The following is an 18,019-nucleotide window of genomic DNA, read 5'->3' on the forward strand; positions in this document are numbered from 1 at the left end:
GAACCGGCGCACCGGGCCGAGAACCCGGCCCCCGGGACCGACGGGCCCGCCGACGCCCGCGGTCCCGCGGCGCGCACGGCCGCCGTCGTACATGACCACCGCGTCGGCATGCGGGCGCTGCTCGAAGGACGGCTCGACCGGGCCGGGACCCCGCTCGGGCAGGTCGTGGAGCGGGGCAGGACCGAGGAACGGCCGGAGGCGCTGCTGCGGTCGGCGGCGGCCGCGCTGCTGCTCGGGGACGTGGACGCGGCCCGCAGCGGCGGCGCCCGGGCCCTGGCCGCCGCGCGGCAGCTCGGGTCCGACGCGCTGGTGCCGCAGGCGCTGGAGTACCTCGCCTACGCCGAACTGCGCGCCGGCCGCCACCCGCAGGCCCGTACCCACGCGGAGGAGGGGCTGCGCACCGCACTGCGGGCCGGCCAGCGCAACACGGCGGCCCACCACCGGGCGGTACTGGCGCTCGCCGCGTCGATCGAGGAGGAGCCGGACGTCGTCGCCGGGCACGTCACGGCCGCGCTGGACACGGCCCGCCGGCACGGACTGGCCCAGGCGGCCACCCTCGCCCAGTGGGCGGCGGCCCGCGCCGACCTCGGCCGGGGGCGCCCCTTCGACGCCGCCGACCGGCTCGGACTCCTGGTCCTGCCCGGGCCCGGACGGGGCCACTTCGCGGTGTGGCGGCTGGCCGTGCCCTGCTTCGTGGAGGCCGCGGTGCTCGCCGGACGCCACGAGGACGCCCGTACGGTGCTCACGGACTTCGCCGACTGGGCGGCGTTCGGCGCCGACCCGCAGGCCGCCGCCCAACTGGCCCGCTGCCACGCCCTCCTCGCCCCCGCGGAGCACGCCGACGGCCTCTACCGCCGCGCCCTCGACCGGCACGACGCGGCGGGCGGCGACTTCGAGCGGGCCCGCACCATCCTGCTGTACGGCAAGTGGCTGCGCCGGCGCCGCAGACCGCGCGAGGCCCGCGGCCGGCTCGGTACCGCGCTGGCCGGCTTCGAGCGCTGCGGCGCCGGTGTCTGGGCCGCGCAGGCGCGCGACGAACTCCGCGCCCTCGGGGCGGCCCCGCAGGGCACCGACGCCGCCGCGCCGACCCGGCTCGGCCACCTGACCCCGCAGCAACTGCGCATCGCGCGGCACGTCGCCGAGGGCGCCACCAACCGCGAGGTCGCGCTGGCCCTCGGAGTGAGCACCCGCACCGTCGACTACCACCTGCGCAAGGTCTTCGCCGCCCTCGGCGTACGGTCCCGCCTGGAGCTGGCCCGCCTGGTGGGGCAGGCCGAACAGGCCCGGGAGGTTCAGGGGGCCAGAGAGGCCCGCCGGGCCGGGTACCAGGAAAAGACCGGTGCACAACACTAGGGACCGACCGGACGGTATGCCATCCTTCGGGGCAGGACGAGTCAGGGGGCAGGCCCGGCGCGGCGGGACGGCCCGTCGCGGCGCGGCGCCTCCACCAGCCCTGCCCCGGGGAGGACCGCGATGCAGCACGCCGTACGGTCACGAGCAGCGATCCGCACCGGGCTGACGCCCGTTCCACGCCCGCGGACACCCGGCGTCACGTCGTTGATCGACGCCGACGCCCTGCGGGTCCTGCACCGGGCCGCCCGCGCCCTGCTCGACGACCTTCCCGACCTGACCGACCGGCTGACGGCGCTGCTGCGGGAACAGGAACCCGCCTACCGGACCGCGCTCGCGAAGGACCCCGCCGCCACCTGGCAGGAGGCCCATCGCTCCCTGCGGCACAGCGTGGCCTCCCTGCTCGACCCGCGCGGCGCCCGGGACGCGGCCCGCCGCTGCTCCTGGCGGATCGGCGCCGCCCGCGCCGAGCAGGGGCTCCCGCTGGACGCCCTGCTGCACGCCTTCCGCCTGGGCGGCTCGCTGGTGTGGCAGCGGCTGGTCGAGGAGACGTCCCGGGCCGCCCCGGAGGACGTGCGGCTCCTCGTGCACGTGGCCGCGGACGTGTGGAACTTCGTCGACGAGCACTGCACCCTCGTCGCGGACGCCTACCGGCAGACCGAGTGGCAGATCGGCCGGCGCCGCGAGAACCGGGCCCGGCTGCTGGCGGCCGGGCTGCTCGACGGCACCGGCCGCATCGCCGACCTGCCCGAGGCCGCCCGGGTCCTCGGCCTCCCCGAGCAGGGCCGGTACGTCGTCGTCGCCGTCACCGGCGGGCCGCCGGTCCGGTCCGCGGCCGCCCGGGCCGCCGCCGTACCGCCGGGGAGTCACGTCCACTGGCACGCCGAGGCGGAGGCCGACTACGGCATCGTCCTGGTCGGCGCCCGCGAGGGGCTTCCGGAGCCGCACGAACCCGCCACCGCGCCCCCCGTTCCCGTCCCGGGGCTCCGGATCGGCGTCGGCAGCCCGGTCGACGGACTCGCCGCCGTCGGGGACGCCCGCAGGCTCGCGGACACCGCCCTCGCGATCTGCCCGGCGACGGGCGGCACCGTGCGGCTGGCCGACCAGCTCCCCGCCGCCCTGGTCGTCTCCAGCCCCGAACTGGGCCGGGCCCTCGCCGAGAAGGTGCTCGGCCCCCTGCTCCGCCTGGAGCCCGCCGACCGCGAGGTGCTCCTCGACACCCTCACCACCTGGCTCGACTGCGACGGTTCGGCCCAGCGTGCCGGCGAGCGCCTCTACTGCCACCGCAACACGGTCCTCAACCGCCTCCGCCGCTGCGAACAGCTCACCGGCCGCTCCCTGGCCCGCCCGGCCGACGTCGTCGAGTTCAGCCTGGCCCTGACGGCCCGACGGGTCCTGCACGACTGAGCGCGGGGGCGGGGCGCAACGCCCCCGCGAGCACCGCAGCCACCGGACCGCCGCGGCGTGCCCCCGCCCCGCCCACCGGCACCTGTCGCCCACCGGCGCCCGCCCCGCGGCTGTGCCGTCGAGTCCGGCTTGGCCGTGACGGTCCCGCGGCGGGCGGCGCACGGCTGGGCGGCGGCACGGGGCGAGGTCCGTGAACGTGAGGGCCGCGACGGGTGCGTTCCCGGCCTGCCTGCCCCTCTCGTCCCCGGCTCCGGCTGCCGGGGCGGGAGACGGTGTCCCGCCGGGCAACCGGAGACCGCCGGTGCCCTGGGGGTGACCCCGCTCGGCGCACCATGCGGGGCCCGCTCCGGAGCCGGTGCCCGCCGCGGTCCCCGGACGCCTGGGGCGGCCGGGACGCCGGAGGCCGGGTGACCGCACCGCGCACCGTGCGCGCGGACGCCCAGGAGCCGGTCCGGCACCGTCAGCTGGGCATCCGCACAGACTCGCCGCCCCCGGACTGGGACACCGCAGCGACCCTGCCCGGGACCCCTGTACGGCCCCCGGTGCCCGTGCTGTCGTGAGCTCCCCCCTTCACCCGTCACCGTGCCGTTCCGGCCCGGTCCCAAGGAGCCGCGATGCCCGCAGCACCACCGGACGGCGCGCCCGCGCTGCACGTCGAGAGCCTCGACGTGACGTACGGGCGCGCACTGTCCGCCCTCCGCTCCGTGTCCCTGACCGTCCCGCACGGCGCCGTCGTCGCCCTGCTCGGAGCCAACGGCGCCGGCAAGACGACGCTGCTGCGGGCCGTCTCGGGCACCCTGCGCCTGCACCGCGGCGCGATCACGGCCGGCCGCGTCCGCTACGGCGACACGGCCCTGGACGGCCGGGACCCGGTCGCCGCCGTACGCGCCGGAGTCGTCCAGGTGCCCGAGGGCAGGCGGGTCTTCGCCGGACTCACCGTCGACGAGAACCTGCGGGCCGGCGGGCTCGGCCTCAACCGGCGGGCCCCGGCCCAGGTCCGCGAGGCCAGGGACCGCGTCTTCGCCCTGTTCCCGCGGCTCGCCGAGCGCACCCGCCAGGCCGCCGGCCTGCTGTCGGGCGGGGAGCAGCAGATGCTGGCCATCGGCCGCGCCCTGATGGCGGCGCCCCGGCTGCTCCTCCTCGACGAACCCTCGCTCGGGCTCGCCCCGATGATGGTCGACCGCATCGCCGAGGTCGTCCGCGAGATCAACACCCAGGGCACCGCCGTCCTCCTCGTCGAGCAGAACGCCGGCATGGCGCTCTCCCTCGCCGGACAGGCCCACGTCCTGGAGGTCGGCGAGATCCGGCTCTCCGGCGACGCCGCCGAGCTCGCGAGGACGGACGCCGTACGCCGTCTCTACCTGGGCGAGACCACCGACGGCGCCGACGGCAAGGGGGCCGCGTGACCGCCCCCGCCGCCGCACCGCCCGCGCTCGACGTGAGGGGCGTGACCGTGCGCTTCGCCGGTCTCCTCGCCCTCGACGACGTCTCCTTCACCGTCGCCCCCGGCACCGTGCACGCCGTCATCGGCCCCAACGGCGCCGGCAAGTCCACCTGCTTCAACGTCCTGTCCGGCCTGTACCGCCCCACCGCCGGTTCCGTACGGCTCGGCGCCGCCGAACTGACCCGGCTCGCCCCGCACCGGATCGCCGCCCTGGGCGTCGCCCGCACCTTCCAGAACATCGTCACCACCCAGGGCACCGTCGCCGACAACCTGATGCTCGGCCGGCACGCCCTGTCCCACGCCGGGTTCGCCGCCAGCGCCCTGCGTCTGCCAGGCGCCCGGCGCGAACAGCGCGAGCACCTCGCGAAGGCCCGCGAGATCGCCGAACTCACCGGCCTGGCACCCCACTTCGACTCACCCGTCGCGCTGCTGTCCTACGGCGACCGCAAACGCGTCGAACTCGCCCGCGCCCTCTGTCTGGAGCCCCGTGTCCTGCTGCTCGACGAACCCGTGGCCGGCATGAACGCCGCCGAACGCACCCGCATGACCGGGGTGGTCCGGGAGATCCGCGCCGAACTCGGCCTGTCCGTCGTGCTGGTCGAGCACGACATGGGCCTGGTCATGCGGCTCGCCGACGAGGTCACCGTCCTCGACTTCGGCCGGGCCATCGCCCACGGCACCCCCGACGAGGTCCGGCGCGACCCCGAGGTGCTCCGCGCCTACCTCGGCACCACCACGGGGGAGGACGCGGCATGACCGGCTTCCTCGACAGCCTGTTCAACGGCCTGGCTCTCGGCTCCGTGTACGCGCTGATCGCCCTCGGCTTCGTCACCATCTTCAAGGCCTCCGGAGTCCTGAGCTTCACCCACGGCTCGCTGCTGCTGCTCGGCGGGTACCTCGTCGCCGTCCTCCACGACGACATCGGCTTCGCCGGGGCGCTGGCCGTCGCGGTCCTCGTGACGGCGGCCGCGGCCGGGATCCTGGACCGGCTGGTGCTGCAACGCGTCGGCGGGACCGACCCGCACGCCGCCCACGTCCAGACCATCGTCACCATCGGCATCGACATCGTCCTGGTCACCGACCTCGCCCGGCGCATCGGCGGCGACCTGCTGCCGCTCGGCGACCCCTGGGGCTCCGCCGTGACCGACCTCGGCCCGGTGACCGTGGCCGACAGCCGCGTCGCCGCGATCCTGGTGTCCGCCGTCGCCATCGCCGGCGCCTTCGCCCTCTTCCGGTTCACGCCCTGGGGCCTGTCGCTGCGCGCGGCGGCCGAGGACCGCGAGGCCGCCGCCCTCATGGGCGTACGGCTCACCCGGGTGCGCACCGTCGCCTGGTGCCTGGCCGGGGGGCTGGCCGCGCTCGCCGCCGTCTTCCTGGTCGCCTTCCCGGCGCCCGGCCTGGAGCGCACCACCGGGCAGATCGCGCTGAAGGCCTTCCCGGCCGCCATCCTCGGCGGCATGACCTCCCCGGTCGGCGCGCTGGTCGGCAGCATGCTGATCGGCCTCACCGAGGCCTTCGTCGCCGGCTACCAGTCCGACCTGCACGTCCTCGGCGAGGGCTTCGGCGACGTCGCGCCGTACGCGGTGATGGTGCTCGTCCTGCTGGTGCGCCCCGCCGGACTCTTCGCGGCCAAGGGAGCGGCCCGTGTCTGACCCGCGACCCCTCCTCCGCAAGCGCGGCCCGCTCCTGCTGTGCGCCCTGCTCCTGTGCGCCCTGCCCTTCTACCTGGACGCCTTCTGGCTGCGCATCGGCCTGTTCTCCATGGCCGCGGCCATCGGCGCCGTCGGGCTCGGTCTGCTCAGCGGCACCGCCGGACAGCTCTCCCTCGGGCACGCCTTCTTCCTCGCCGTCGGTGCCTACGGCTACGTGTGGCTGGCGGGCGAGCCGGGCCCCGGGCTGCCGCCCGCCGTCGCCGCCGTCCTCGCCGTACTCCTCGCCGGTGCGGCGGGCGGGCTGTTCAGCCCCGTCGCCGGACGCGTGAAGGGCGTCTACCTCGGCGTCGCCACCCTCGCCCTGGTCTTCCTCGGCCACCACCTCCTGCTCACCGCGGACTCCGTCACCGGCGGCTTCAACGGCCGCTCGGTGCCGCCACTGGAGCTGGGCGGCTTCACCTTCGCCGAGTCGGATCCGGAACTGACCGTCCTGGGCGTGCCGTTCGGCGCCGAGGAACGCCTCTGGTACCTGGGCCTCGCCCTGTTCGCCGTCACCTGGTTCACCGCGCGCGGACTGCTGCGCGGACGCCCCGGACGCGCCCTGGCGGCGCTGCGCGACAGCGAGACCGCGGCGTCCGTGATGGGGGTGCACGTGGCCCGGTACCGCTCGGCCGCGTTCGTCGTCTCGTCGATGTACGCGGGCCTCGCCGGCGTCCTGCTCGCGCTCTCCTTCCGCCGCGTGGTGCCCGACTACTTCTCCCTCGCCCTCTCCGTCGACTACCTCGCGATGATCGTCATCGGGGGTCTCGGCTCGGTGGCCGGAGCCACCGCCGGAGCCGTCTTCGTCACCGCGCTGCCCCTGCTGATGACCCGCTACGCCGACCAGCTGCCCCTGGTGGCGGCGCCCGGGTCCGGCGGCGGCTCGATCGGCCCGACCGAGGCGTCCCGCTACCTCTACGGCGCGGCGATCGTCGTGATCCTCCTCTACGCCCCCGACGGCCTGCACGGACTGGCCCGCCGCACCCGGGCCCGCCTGCGCCGCCGCCCACCCCGCACCGGACCGCCCGGCACCGGGCCCGCACCCGGCCCCAGCGCCACCTCCGACACCACCGACACCACCGCACGAGCCAAGGAGCACACCCCGTGAACGTCACGCACCCCAGGCCCCGCACCGCCCGGACCGCCGCCCTGGCCGCGGCACTGGCCGCCGTGCTCCTCGCGGGCACCGCCTGCAGCTCCAAGGCGGACGGCGGGAGCACCGACGACGCCGCCGACGGCGTCAAGTCCGGCCCCGGAGTCACCGACAAGACCATCAGACTCGGCGCGCTGACCGACCTCACCGGCCCCTACGCCACCCTCGGCAAGAGCATCGTGCAGGCCCAGCAGATGTGGGCCGACGAGACCAACGCCGCGGGCGGCATCTGCGGGCGCCAGGTGGAGATCGTCGTCAAGGACCACGGCTACGACGTGCAGAAGGCCGTCACCGCCTACGCCGACATCGCCCCGGACGTCGTCGCCCTGCCCCAGGTCATCGGCTCCCCGGTGGTCGCCGCGCTGCTCGACGACATCGAGCGGGACCACATGCTGACCTTCCCGCAGGCCTGGGCGGCCAGTCTGCTCGGCCGGGACTCCGTCCAGGTCCTCGGCACCACCTACGACCTCGACATGATCGCCGCCGTCGACTTCCTCACCCGCACCAAGAAGATCGCCAAGGGCGACACGATCGGTCACGTCTACTTCGAGGGCGACTACGGCGCCAACGCGCTGGAGGGCTCCGAGTGGGCCGCCGAACAGGCGGGGATGAAGGTCGCCGGGCAGAAGATCAAGGCCACCGACACCGACCTGACCGCGCAGGTGTCCGCGCTGAGCAAGGCCGGCGTGAAGGCGATCCTGATCAGCGCGGGCCCCGCCCAGACCGCCTCCCTCGCCGGCGTGGCCGCCGCCCGCGGCCTGAAGGTGCCGATCGTCAGCAGCGCGCCCGGCTACGCCCCGCAGCTCCTGAAGACACCCGCGGCGGCGGCGCTGGAAGCCATGGTCCACGTCGTCAGCGCCGCACCGGCGGTCAGCTCCGACCTGCCGGGGGTCAAGAAGATGGTCGCCTCCTACCAGAAGGCGTACCCGGGGGAGCCCGTCGACTCCGGCGTGCTCTCCGGATACAACGCCGCCCAGCTGACCGGCGCCGACCTGAAGAAGGCCTGCGAGGGCGGCAGCCTCGCCCGTCAGGACGTGGTCAAGGCGCACCGTTCGCAGAAGAACGCCGACACCGGACTCGGCACCCCGCAGAACTTCACCTACGTGACCGCGCCGGCCAGCCGGTCCACGTACGTGCTGAAGCCCGACGCCGAGGCGGTGGGCGGCCTGGTCGGTGTGGAGGAGGCGCACAAGGCGCCCGGAGTGGACGCGTACCTGGCCGGCCGCGGCTGACCCGTTCGAGTGGCCGTCAACTGGTTTGTGCCGCAACCGGGTTGACGGCCATATGATCCGGCCTCTGGTTTGGCTGACCACTAGGTCTTTAAGATGTACTGTCTGTCATGCCAGTCCAGTTGGCGCCGGTACGGAGCTGGGGGAACGATGCAAGCCGACAAGCAGCTGTCCACGGAGATCGACGCCAACGTGCCGACGGCGGCACGTATGTACGACTTCTACCTGGGTGGCAAGGACAACTACGCGGCCGACCGCGAGGCCGTGGGCGAACTCGACAAGGTCGTCCCCAGCACGCGTCGGCTGGCGCTGAACAACCGGCGCTTCCTCCAGCGGGTCGTCCGGGTCCTCGCCCAGGACTACGGCATCCGTCAGTTCCTCGACCACGGCTCCGGCCTGCCCACGCAGGACAACGTGCACCAGGTCGCCCAGCGCATCGCCCCCGAGTCGCGCGTCGTCTACGTCGACAACGACCCGATGGTGCTGGTCCACGGCCGGGCACTGCTCGACCAGAACGACCAGACCGCCGTCATCCACGCCGACATGCGTGCCACGGACGAGATCTTCTCCCACCCGGAGACCCAGCGTCTGATCGACTTCTCGCAGCCGGTCGCCGTCCTGTTCAACTCGGTGTTCCACTGCATCCCGGACAGTGACACCGACGGGCCCAGGGCGGTCGTCCGCCGGGTGACCGAGCGGCTGGCGCCCGGAAGTTACGCGGTGATGTGCCAGCTGGTCAGCGAGGACGCCGAGGTGCGGAAGTTCGTCACGGACTTCATGGACCAGGCGACGCAGGGCCACTGGGGCCGGGTGCGTGAGCCCAAGGACGTCGAGGCCCTCTTCGAGGGCATGGACATCCTGGAGCCGGGTCTGGTGGAGGTCTCCGACTGGCGCCCGGACACCGAGGTGGCGCCGCGTCAGCTCAGTGACGAGTGGATCGAGTTCGGCGGACTGGGCCGTCTGCGCTGACCCGGACGGGCCGAGTCGATGACGGCATGACGGAGGAGGGGCCACGCGCACCGCGCGTGGCCCCTCCTCCGTTCGGTGTCGCTACTTCGCGGGATAGCGCGTCGCCATCGTCTCGAGCAGCCGCTCCAGTGACTCGCGCGGAGTCAGCGCCTCGTCGGCCAGCCGGTCCAGCGCGACCCGGTACTGCTCGGTCTCGTCCAGGTCCTCGAGGAAGTTGGCGCTCCCGATGTGCTCCAGGTAGACCACGTCCGGCAGATCGGCGCCGCCGAAACGCAGATAGGTGACGGGGATCGCGGGCGCCGACGCGTTCGTCACGTCCAGCGGCACGATCTGCAGCGTCACATGGGGCCGCTTCGCCATCCTGACCAGGTGCTCGAGCTGTGCGCGCATGACCTCACGGCTGCCCAGCACGCGCAGCAGGACCGACTCGTCGATGACCGCCCACAGCTGTGGCGCGTCCTTGCGCTCCAGCAGCGCCGCCCGGCGCTTGCGCAGTTCGACGCGGCGCCGGACCTCCGCCGTGGGGGCGTTCGGCAGGCCGCGCTCGACCACTGCCTCCGTGTAGTCCTCGGTCTGCAGCAGACCGGGGACGTACTGGATCTCGAAGGTACGGATGGTCGCCGCGGCCTCCTGGAGGCCGACCAGGCGGTCGAACCACTCGGGCATCAGGCGCTTGTCGTACCGCTGCCACCAGCCCGGTTCGCCCGCGCGCTGCAACAGCTTGAGCAGGACCGAGGCCTCGTAGGCATCGGTGCCGTACCGATCGAGCAGCGCACGGACGTCCTTCTCCGAAGGGGGCCTGCGGCCCTTGCCCGACTCGATGCGCGAGAGCTTCGCGCCGCTGAAGCCCAGGTCGCGTGCCGCCTGGTCCTGGGAGAGGCCGGCATCCTCGCGGAAACCCGCCAGCTGCACGCCGACGAGCATCTTGAGCAGAGTCGGAGCCGGCTCGGCGCGGTCCAGATAGGGTTCGAGACGGGAGATGCGATGCGACGTGGCGGACATCCTGGCTCCCAGCAGACCGGCAGACTTGAAGGGAAGACTATCTCATCCCCTCGGTGCTCGCCGCATCCGCCCGTAGAAATTGGGTAGTTGGACTCCGCTTCGGGCCGCCGCGTCGCCCGGCCTACACCAGGTGGTCGAACTCGCCCTCCTTCGCCCCCGCCAGGAACGCGGCCACCTCCGCCGGGGTGTACACGAGCGCGGGGCCGTCGGGGTCACGGGAGTTGCGCATCGCGATGCCTCCGTCCACGAGGGCGACCTCGACGCAGTTGCCCTCGGCGTTGCTGTGCCGACTCTTCTTCCAGCAGGCGTCCAACTGGCTGGCCTGCACTCCGTTGCGCACTGGTGGCACCGCGGTCTCCTTGCTGTTCGGGGGGAGCGGACCGAGTCGTGCCGGTCCCCGAGCGCCCCCATCCGATTTTTTTCGCGCAATTTCTCGTGCAATTGCACGCGAGCGCTCTCAGCGTGGATAATAGCCGTGGCGTCAACCCCCCGGTTGAGGTCCCTTTCTGACGTCGCATCAGGGAGATGCAGTGCCGTCACCTGCGCATCCAACGCTCCGGTCGCCCGGCGAACCCGTGTCGGAGGCAGGCGCGACGAGTCGCTCCGCGGGGCTCCGGCACGCGGGGCGTCCCGCCCTCGGCGGCCCCCCGGCCGCCGCGGTGCTGCGCGTCGCGTGCAGCGGGGCCGGGTTCGCCCGCGCCCGGGGCTTCACGCGGGACACGCTGCGCGAGTGGTCGCTCGACCACCGCGGTGACGACGCGGTCCTCGTGATCACCGAACTGATCGCCAACGCCGTGACGCACGCGGTGCCGTCGGCCGCGGCCGGCGTTCCGGAGGTCAGGCTCGGACTGGCCCTGGGCCCCGGCGACCTGACGCTGACCGTCTCCGATCCCGGGGACAACATGCCCGTGTTCCACCCGTCCGACGGCTCCGCACTCCGGGAGCACGGACGCGGCCTGTGCATCGTCGACGCCCTCGCCGAGGAGTGGGGCTGGACCCCGCGCCCTCCGGCGGGCAAGACGGTCTGGGCCACGTTGTCGACCCGCCCCCTCACCTGACCCGACTGCCGCGGAAGGGCCCCACACCATGCGCAGCGCTCCGACACCCGAGCCGAGCATCCAGCGCAGCGACCGTCAGACGTCGCCCGGCTCCCCCCGCACCACCGCCCTGCTCGCAGGACTCGACGGAGTGCCCTGGAGCGACATCCAGGACTCCACCGGTTCGGCGGCGGCCATTCCCCGGTTGCTGCGCAAGGTCGCCCGGGGCGACGCCGAAACCGCCCGCGCCGCCCTCGGCGACCTGCGCAAGCGCATCTGCCAGTACGGCTTCGTCGTCGAGCAGGCGACCGCCGCCACCGTCCCCTTCCTGTGGGAGCTGGCGCAGCGGCCCCAGGTGAGCTGCCGGGCGCAGATCATCCAGCTGCTCAAGAACATCGCCGACGCCCGGCAGTGGGAGACCACCGCCACCGCCTACCCCAAGCTGCTCAACCACCGTGAGAACCCGGTGGCCTGGGAGCGCGCGGCGCGGCAGGCCGTCCGCGCCCGGCGGGACGGCCTGGAACGGCTGCTGGCCGAGGACGACACCGAGATCACCCGCGCCACCACCGAACTCGCCCGCACCCTCGGCGACTGAGCCCCGCGCCCCGAAGACCGGGACCCGCGCCCTCCACGGGGGAGAAGGCGCGGGTCCCCCTTCCAAGGCGCGGAACGGTGTGGCGTACTCCAGGCCGACCGGGTAGGAAAGCGCGGGAAGCAAGCGCTTGCCCCACTCGGTCACCAGGAGGACCGCGCCGATGGCGTCGTCGATGGAAAAGCCGCTCGATCACCGCTACCGGGGCGAGCACCCGATACGCACCCTCGTCTACCTGTTCCGCGCCGACCGCCGCCGACTGGCCGGCGCGGTCGCCGTCTTCACCGTCAAGCACAGCCCCGTCTGGCTGCTGCCCCTGATCACCGCGGCCATCATCGACACCGTCGTCCAGCACGGTCCCATCACCGACCTGTGGACCAGCACCGGGATCATCATGTTCATCCTGGTGGTCAACTACCCGCTGCACCTGCTGTACGTGCGCCTCCTGTACGGCAGCGTGCGCCGCATGGGCACCGCCCTGCGTTCCGCGCTGTGCACGCGCATGCAGCAGCTCTCCATCGGCTACCACTCGCGGGTGAGCGCGGGCGTCCTGCAGGCCAAGGTCGTCCGGGACGTGGAGACGGTGGAACAGATGGTGCAGCAGACCGCCGAGACCGGGCTCGGCGCGTTCACCGTGCTCACCGGCGGCCTCGTCATCATCGCCGTGCGCACCCCGGAGTTCCTCCCCGTCTTCCTCGTCGTGGTCCCCGCCGCCTCCCTCCTCGTGGCCCGCCTCCGCGCCCGGCTGCGCACCCACAACGAGCACTTCCGCCACGAGGTCGAGACCCTGTCCTCGCGGGTCACGGAGATGACCCGGCTCATCCCGGTCACCCGTGCCCACGGACTGGAGGGCAAGGCGCTGCGCCGCATGGACGGCACCCTGGACCGGCTGCTCACCTCCGGGATGCGCCTGGACCTGGTCAACGGACGCTTCGGTTCGCTGTCCTGGGTCGTGCTCAACGTGGTCGGCGTCCTGGTGCTGGCGGGCGCCGCGCTGGTCTCGTACTACGACGTCTGGGGCGTGACCGCCGGCGACGTCGTGATGCTCAGCGCCTTCCTGACCACCCTCACCAACTCCACGACGACGCTGGCGGGCCTCGCCCCGGTCATCACCAAGGGCCTGGAGTCCGTCCGTTCGGTCGGTGAGGTGCTCCAGGCCCCCGAACTGGAGGACAACGAGGGCAAGACGGAGCTGACCTCGCTGCGCGGAGCCGTCGGCTTCGAGGAGGTCGAGCACCTCTACGACAGCGACGGGCGGCCCGCGGTCAGCGACTTCACCCTCCGCGTCGAACCGGGCGAGACCATCGCCCTGGTGGGCGCGTCCGGCGCCGGCAAGTCCACCGTGCTCAACCTGGTGATCGGCTTCCTGCGGCCGACCTCTGGCCGGCTGCTGCTGGACGGCGTCGACATGAACACCCTCGACCTGCGCACGTACCGGCGCTTCGTCTCGGTGGTGCCGCAGGAGTCGATCCTGTTCGACGGCACGATCCGGGAGAACGTCGCCTACGGCATGGACGACGCCGACGAGGAGACGGTGCGCGCCGCCCTGCGCGACGCCAACGCCCTGGAGTTCGTCGACCGGCTGCCGCACGGCCTGGACACCCTGGTCGGAGAGCACGGGGCGCGGCTGTCCGGCGGACAGCGCCAGCGCCTGGCCATCGCCCGCGCCCTGATCCGGGACCCCCGGGTGCTGATCCTCGACGAGGCCACCTCGGCCCTGGACACCCGCTCGGAGGCGCTCGTCCAGCAGGCGCTGGCCCGGCTGCTGCGCGGGCGCACCACGTTCGTCGTGGCGCACCGGCTGTCCACGGTGCGCGGCGCGGACCGCATCGTGGTGATGGGCGACGGCCGGATCCAGGAGATCGGCACCCACGAGGAACTGCTGGCCGGCGGAGGAGCGTACGCGGCACTGCACAGCGGCCAGGTCGCCTGAGCGCGTCCGCGCCGTCCGGCTCTCAGGACCGTGAAGCGTGCAGCGGAAGGTGCTGAAGGAAGGGGTGGGATCTGGTCAATCGCGGGCAGGGGTGCCCATGGTGCGATTGCGGCGAGGGGTTCGGGGCATACGCAGCGAAAGTCGAGAGAGGGGCGCTTCGTGCTGGAACCGGACCCGAAGGTCGTCAGAGAGTTGCTGACGCGGTACGCGTCGTTGAGGATCGCTCAGGCGGAGAGGCCCCGGCACGCGACGGTGCGGGAGCTGACGGACGTCAGTTACACACTGTGCGTGATGATGGCGACCACCAGCGTCCAGGACGCGGTGGCGAAGGCGGACGCGCTGCTGCTCGCCAAGGCGCGGACGGCGCCGCAGGCGCGCCCGGTGGACGCCAACGGGGAGACCGGGCTGTCGCTGGCCGTGTGACGGCGCCGGACCGCGCCGCGCGGCCTACGTGGTCCCCGGCGACACGGGGGTCTTCTCCAGCAGGTACTGGGCGCGTCGCACCCGTGCCCGTGGCAGCCACTGCGGCGCGGTGGTCCCCGTCTGCCAGAAGCCCGGGCCGGGCCCGGGCAGAGCCCGGGTGGCGCCCGGGAGGCGCGGGTGGAAGGGCTGGCGGGATCCCGTTGGAAGCTGTCGTTTCAGCCCCTGTGCGGCCGGTCGCCGCCTTCCTACCTTGGTTCTCGATCACCGCATCGCCCGATCCTGCCACCCGGAGCCCGACCGATGACCAAGTTCCTGCTGTCCCTCCACGTCCTCGCGGCCATCGTCGCCGTCGGGCCCGTCACCGTCGCGGCCAGCATGTTCCCGGCGGCCGCGCGGCGCGTGCCGGTGGACGTGCCCGTCGGCGGAGGGGGAGGGGACGGGGGCGGGGCGGACGCCGGGGACGTGCGCACCGTCCGGCTGCTGCACCGCATCTGCCGGGTCTACGCCGGTCTCGGCATCGCGGTGCCGGTCCTCGGCTTCGCCACCGCCGCCTCGATGGGGGTCCTGCAGGACGCCTGGCTCATCACGTCCGTCACCCTCACCGCCGTCGCCGCCGGGCTCCTGGCCGCCTTCGTCCTGCCGCGCCAGGAGGAGCTCCTGCAGCAACTGGCCGACGGGCAGCCCGTCGAACGGGCCCGCACGGCCCGGCTCGCCATGTTCACCGGCCTGTTCAACCTGCTGTGGGCCACGGTGACCATCCTCATGATCGTGCGGCCCGGGTCCACGACCGGCGCCTGAGGGGCCGTTCACATCCTGGCGGAATGCGCACCACCACGTGAACGGGAGCCTAGACTGCTCAGTCGCGCCTCCGTACGGGGGCGGACGACACGAAAGGCGCGTTGACGGGTGTTCCAGGATTCCCCCATCTACGACCGACTCGTCGCCGAACGCGGTGACGTCCCCGAGCAGGTGCGGCGGGACGCCGAGCGTGTGAGCAGGGAACTGGAGGTGGTCATGCGTCCGTTGCGCGCCCCCGGGCACCTGCCGGGCGCCGAGCGCCAGCCGTCCCCGGGTGCCGGCTGGCAGCGTACCGCCCTGCTGCCCGGTCCCCGCCCGCACTGACGGGCGCGCCGGACCTCACCCGACCGCCGCCGTGTCGGGACCGCCCGCGTCGACCGCGTCCGCGGCGCCGGGCCGGGCCAGCCACTCGGCGATGGTGCGGGCGATCGGCTGGCCCGTGTCCACCTCGACGAAACCGAACTGCCCCGACTGGTTGCACTCGAGGAACCACCAGGTGCCGTCGCCGTCCTCGGCGAAGTCGAGGGCGCCGTAGGCCAGTCCGGCCGCCCGGAGGTAGGCGCGCACCTGCTCGGCCACGCGCGGCGGCACCTCGGCCGGCCGCCACGGCTCGCCCGACGCCGCGAAACGGACGTCCACCTCGTCCGGGTCCAGGCTCGCCAGTGCCGTCTTGCGGGCGGCCAGCAATTCCTCGCCGACGGCGGTCAGCCGGATGTCGGCGCGCTTGGCGATCCGGCGTTGCAGCAGCGTGGGGCCGTGCGCGACGGCGGAGAAGTCGGCCTCGGGCGGGACCCGGCTGGTCGGCACCGCCAGGGGCGGATCCTGCGGATGGGCGCCCGAGACGGGCTTGACCACCAGATCCGGATAGCGCTCGGCGAACTCGCGTGCCGCCCGCGGAAACGTCGTGATCAGCGTCGCGGGCACGGGCAGCCCGCACCGCTGGGCGAGACGCAGCTGCCAGGGCTTGTACCTGGCCCGGTACGCGGCGTCGGGCTGGTTCATCCAGCGTGCCTCCGAGCCGCGGAGCATGCCGTACAGCGCCTGACCGGCCTCCTCGGTCAGCCACGCGGACGGCTCGGCCGCCCGCGTGGCCGCGCCACCCGGCCTGCGCACCCAGACGGACCGCAGCCCGCCGATGCTCACCAGGCGGCCCCCCGAGGACAGATGGCCCCGGAAGGAGCCGTGCACGAACTCGCCGGACAGCGCGACGGAGTCGGTGAGGTCGGCGGGATCCAGGCGGACCACCGGCACTCCCGACGCGTTCAGGTGCACCACCACCATGTCAGCGGTGACGTCCTCTTCACTGGTCAGGATCAACACGGTCATTCTCGACGGCCCGTGTTCAGTCGTCGAAGTGGGTCTTCGACCCCGCGGTGGAGGTCGTGGTCCCCAGTTCCCTCAGCAGCGCGTGGTCGCAGGCGGCCACCCGCCCGTCGAGGAGCACGTTCAACTGCAGCCCGGAGTCGTAGACGTACGGAGTGGTGGCTTCCAACTCCACTGCGGGCCGTGCGTAGTTGAGCGCGAACGGTTGCATCGTCTCTCCCTAGTCGGTGCTGCGCCGATCAGGTGACGATCCCTGTGCGCCGTCACCTGGTCCGCCGACTTCCTTCGGCTTCCAGAGACTTATACGAATCGAACGGGTGATTGGTTTCCTTACGCTGCGTAATCACCGGGCGGACCGGTGCCCTGCCGCCCGTCCGCACGGCCCCGCCGCCCGGCGATCGGGCCGCGCGCGGAACGCAGGGCCAGGAGCAGCACGCCGATGTCGTCCAGGTAGACCGGATCGGGCAACAGGTCCGTCGGGAGCACCAGATAGAGGACGGCGCCCCAGAACACCCAGCGCGGGCCCGTGGGCAGGCCGGCCCGCCTGAGGTCCCGCCGGGTGCGGACCAGACGCACCAGGACGGCGAGAGCCGCCGCGAGGACGAGCGCCGCGAGCAGCACCGCCACGACGATCACTGTGGTCGTATCCACGGTCCCCTCCTTCGGCGCGCCGTACGCGCCCCCCTACCCGGATGCCCGCTCAAGTCGGCGGCAAGACCCGGGGCGGCGGTCTCTCATCCCTGTGGCCCACCGGAGTGGCACGGCGCGCTGGACGTGCCTAGTAATGGCAGCACACAGCGCGAGTCGCATGTCGGGGACGCAGGGCGGCCGCACCCCCACCACACGGAGAGATCATGACCACCGGCTCTTCATCACCCCGCTCGCCCGAGTACGCCATATCCGCCGTGGACCTGCCCACCGGGGAAACGACCACGACCACCGGTTCGGTGCGACCGCCCGGCGCGGAACAGGCGGTCCGTACGCCCGCCGACCGGCCCTCGCCCGAGCAGGAGGGCGACCTCTGGGACGTCGACTTCGACGACGCCGACCTCCCCGAACTCGAGCCCGATCCCGACCTCCCCGCCTCCGACGCGGCCGCCGCCCCCGACGCGGAGCCCGACGCCGCCGACGGTGCGGCGCACGCGTACGGCGATCCCGTCGGCGACCTGGTGCGCGCCGCCGTCGCCGACCGGCCGCTGGACGAGGTCGTCGACCTGATCACGACGCTGGAGCAGTCACCGCGGTACGCGCAGGCCACGATCGACGCGCTCCGCGCGGTCGGCGTGAACCGGTCCGTCGAGGACGTCACCCGGCTGGTCGGCCTGCTGACCCGGCCGCCGCGGCAGTCCGACAGCGCGGACGAGGCGATCCGGGCCGCGGCGGAGTGCCGCTCCGTGGAGGACGTGACCCGGCTGATGGCGCTGCTGCACCGCACCCCCCTGGAACCGCACTGCGGGCAGGAGGCCGTGCGCGCCGCCGCCACCGGACGGCCCGTGGAGGAACTGGTCGAACTGATCGGCCGGCTCGCCGAGGACGGACACGTACGCCCGGAGCGGCCCGACGCCCGGCGGTTGCGGGCGGCCCGGGACGCGGCCGACGAGCACGACGGCGGCGAGCCCGACGCCCGGTCGGCGGGGCTCACCGGCGCCCCCGGCCGAGCGGACCGCG

General features: G+C 73.6%; 20 protein-coding genes and 2 pseudogenes. 17 read left to right on the top strand and 5 right to left on the bottom strand.

Translation table 11 applies throughout. The features are described 5' to 3' along the window. From BZZ08_RS35805 to BZZ08_RS35840, 10 genes and pseudogenes are all read left to right on the top strand, one after another. Window positions 1–1,353, top strand: a 1,353-nt coding sequence (locus BZZ08_RS35805) for a helix-turn-helix domain-containing protein (protein WP_133169247.1), incomplete at its 5' end; no start/stop codon positions are given. A gap of 120 nt (window positions 1,354–1,473) precedes the next feature. After that, the gene (locus tag BZZ08_RS35810) at window positions 1,474–2,757 is read left to right on the top strand and encodes a PucR family transcriptional regulator (RefSeq protein ID WP_104636348.1); all 1,284 of its coding nucleotides are present in this window, start codon (window positions 1,474–1,476) and stop codon (window positions 2,755–2,757) included. Between the two features lie 407 nt (window positions 2,758–3,164). After that, a complete protein-coding gene (locus BZZ08_RS38895) occupies window positions 3,165–3,317 on the top strand; it encodes a hypothetical protein (protein ID WP_157953364.1) in 153 nt (50 codons plus the stop codon). Window positions 3,318–3,371: 54 nt separating this feature from the next. Next, window positions 3,372–4,163: an ABC transporter ATP-binding protein gene (locus BZZ08_RS35815; protein ID WP_104636349.1), complete on the top strand. Its 792-nt coding sequence runs from the start codon at window positions 3,372–3,374 to the stop codon at window positions 4,161–4,163. A 47-nt stretch (window positions 4,164–4,210) separates the two neighbouring features. After that, window positions 4,211–4,657 (top strand): annotated as a pseudogene (locus BZZ08_RS40175) (ATP-binding cassette domain-containing protein); the annotation flags it as partial. A gap of 165 nt (window positions 4,658–4,822) precedes the next feature. After that, the gene (locus BZZ08_RS40180; RefSeq protein WP_424851609.1) at window positions 4,823–4,957 is read left to right on the top strand and encodes an ABC transporter ATP-binding protein C-terminal domain-containing protein; all 135 of its coding nucleotides are present in this window, start codon (window positions 4,823–4,825) and stop codon (window positions 4,955–4,957) included. Further along, window positions 4,954–5,853, top strand: coding sequence for a branched-chain amino acid ABC transporter permease (locus BZZ08_RS35825; protein WP_104636351.1), 900 nt, complete (start codon window positions 4,954–4,956; stop codon window positions 5,851–5,853). The genes BZZ08_RS40180 and BZZ08_RS35825 overlap by 4 nt, the downstream gene beginning before the upstream one ends. Then, window positions 5,846–7,000 carry a branched-chain amino acid ABC transporter permease gene (locus BZZ08_RS35830; protein WP_104636352.1) on the top strand — a complete coding sequence of 385 codons (1,155 nt, stop codon included), beginning with the start codon at window positions 5,846–5,848 and terminating at the stop codon, window positions 6,998–7,000. Before BZZ08_RS35825 ends, BZZ08_RS35830 begins: the two co-directional genes overlap by 8 nt. Next, the gene (locus BZZ08_RS35835; RefSeq protein WP_104636353.1) at window positions 6,997–8,277 is read left to right on the top strand and encodes an ABC transporter substrate-binding protein; all 1,281 of its coding nucleotides are present in this window, start codon (window positions 6,997–6,999) and stop codon (window positions 8,275–8,277) included. Before BZZ08_RS35830 ends, BZZ08_RS35835 begins: the two co-directional genes overlap by 4 nt. Window positions 8,278–8,424: 147 nt before the next feature. Then, window positions 8,425–9,243 carry an SAM-dependent methyltransferase gene (locus BZZ08_RS35840; protein ID WP_104636354.1) on the top strand — a complete coding sequence of 273 codons (819 nt, stop codon included), beginning with the start codon at window positions 8,425–8,427 and terminating at the stop codon, window positions 9,241–9,243. Window positions 9,244–9,324: 81 nt separating this feature from the next. On the opposite strand, the gene BZZ08_RS35845 is transcribed toward BZZ08_RS35840, so the two are convergent. Both BZZ08_RS35845 and BZZ08_RS35850 read right to left on the bottom strand, forming a co-directional pair. Beyond that, window positions 9,325–10,245: a helix-turn-helix domain-containing protein gene (locus BZZ08_RS35845; RefSeq protein WP_104636355.1), complete on the bottom strand. Its 921-nt coding sequence runs from the start codon at window positions 10,243–10,245 to the stop codon at window positions 9,325–9,327. Between the two features lie 121 nt (window positions 10,246–10,366). Continuing rightward, the gene (locus BZZ08_RS35850) at window positions 10,367–10,594 is read right to left on the bottom strand and encodes a DUF397 domain-containing protein (RefSeq protein ID WP_104636356.1); all 228 of its coding nucleotides are present in this window, start codon (window positions 10,592–10,594) and stop codon (window positions 10,367–10,369) included. Window positions 10,595–10,820: 226 nt separating this feature from the next. On the opposite strand from BZZ08_RS35850, the gene BZZ08_RS35855 reads away from it, so the two are divergent. The 6 genes from BZZ08_RS35855 (at window position 10,821) to BZZ08_RS35880 (ending at window position 15,352) form a co-directional block, all read left to right on the top strand. Beyond that, entirely contained in the window at window positions 10,821–11,303 is a 483-nt protein-coding gene (locus tag BZZ08_RS35855) for an ATP-binding protein (protein ID WP_241965646.1), read from the top strand. A gap of 28 nt (window positions 11,304–11,331) precedes the next feature. Then, window positions 11,332–11,877: a hypothetical protein gene (locus BZZ08_RS35860; protein ID WP_198601889.1), complete on the top strand. Its 546-nt coding sequence runs from the start codon at window positions 11,332–11,334 to the stop codon at window positions 11,875–11,877. A 160-nt stretch (window positions 11,878–12,037) separates the two neighbouring features. Continuing rightward, entirely contained in the window at window positions 12,038–13,807 is a 1,770-nt protein-coding gene (locus BZZ08_RS35865; protein WP_104636358.1) for an ABC transporter ATP-binding protein, read from the top strand. 159 nt (window positions 13,808–13,966) lie between these two features. Then, window positions 13,967–14,230: a DUF5133 domain-containing protein gene (locus BZZ08_RS35870; RefSeq protein ID WP_198601890.1), complete on the top strand. Its 264-nt coding sequence runs from the start codon at window positions 13,967–13,969 to the stop codon at window positions 14,228–14,230. A 300-nt stretch (window positions 14,231–14,530) separates the two neighbouring features. Continuing rightward, window positions 14,531–15,028 carry a hypothetical protein gene (locus BZZ08_RS35875; RefSeq protein ID WP_104636359.1) on the top strand — a complete coding sequence of 166 codons (498 nt, stop codon included), beginning with the start codon at window positions 14,531–14,533 and terminating at the stop codon, window positions 15,026–15,028. Window positions 15,029–15,136: 108 nt separating this feature from the next. After that, on the top strand, window positions 15,137–15,352 hold the full coding sequence (locus BZZ08_RS35880; RefSeq protein ID WP_003978167.1) for a hypothetical protein: 216 nt from the start codon (window positions 15,137–15,139) through the stop codon (window positions 15,350–15,352). 15 nt (window positions 15,353–15,367) lie between these two features. Here BZZ08_RS35880 and tgmB read toward each other — a convergent pair whose 3' ends face one another. The 3 genes from tgmB to BZZ08_RS35895 all read right to left on the bottom strand — a co-directional run bounded on the left by tgmB (window position 15,368) and on the right by BZZ08_RS35895 (window position 17,002). After that, complete coding sequence (gene tgmB / locus BZZ08_RS35885; RefSeq protein WP_104636360.1) at window positions 15,368–16,354, bottom strand: ATP-grasp ribosomal peptide maturase; 987 nt, start codon at window positions 16,352–16,354, stop codon at window positions 15,368–15,370. Between the two features lie 16 nt (window positions 16,355–16,370). Next, window positions 16,371–16,562: a putative ATP-grasp-modified RiPP gene (gene tgmA / locus BZZ08_RS35890; RefSeq protein WP_003978169.1), complete on the bottom strand. Its 192-nt coding sequence runs from the start codon at window positions 16,560–16,562 to the stop codon at window positions 16,371–16,373. 119 nt (window positions 16,563–16,681) lie between these two features. Continuing rightward, a complete protein-coding gene (locus tag BZZ08_RS35895; RefSeq protein ID WP_104636361.1) occupies window positions 16,682–17,002 on the bottom strand; it encodes a YkvA family protein in 321 nt (106 codons plus the stop codon). A 203-nt stretch (window positions 17,003–17,205) separates the two neighbouring features. Here BZZ08_RS35895 and BZZ08_RS39735 point away from each other — a divergent pair. Further along, window positions 17,206–18,019: pseudogene (locus tag BZZ08_RS39735) on the top strand (hypothetical protein); the annotation flags it as partial.

Origin of the sequence: Streptomyces sp. MH60, assembly GCF_002939385.1 — a bacterium.
Taxonomy (GTDB): Bacteria; Actinomycetota; Actinomycetes; order Streptomycetales; family Streptomycetaceae; genus Streptomyces.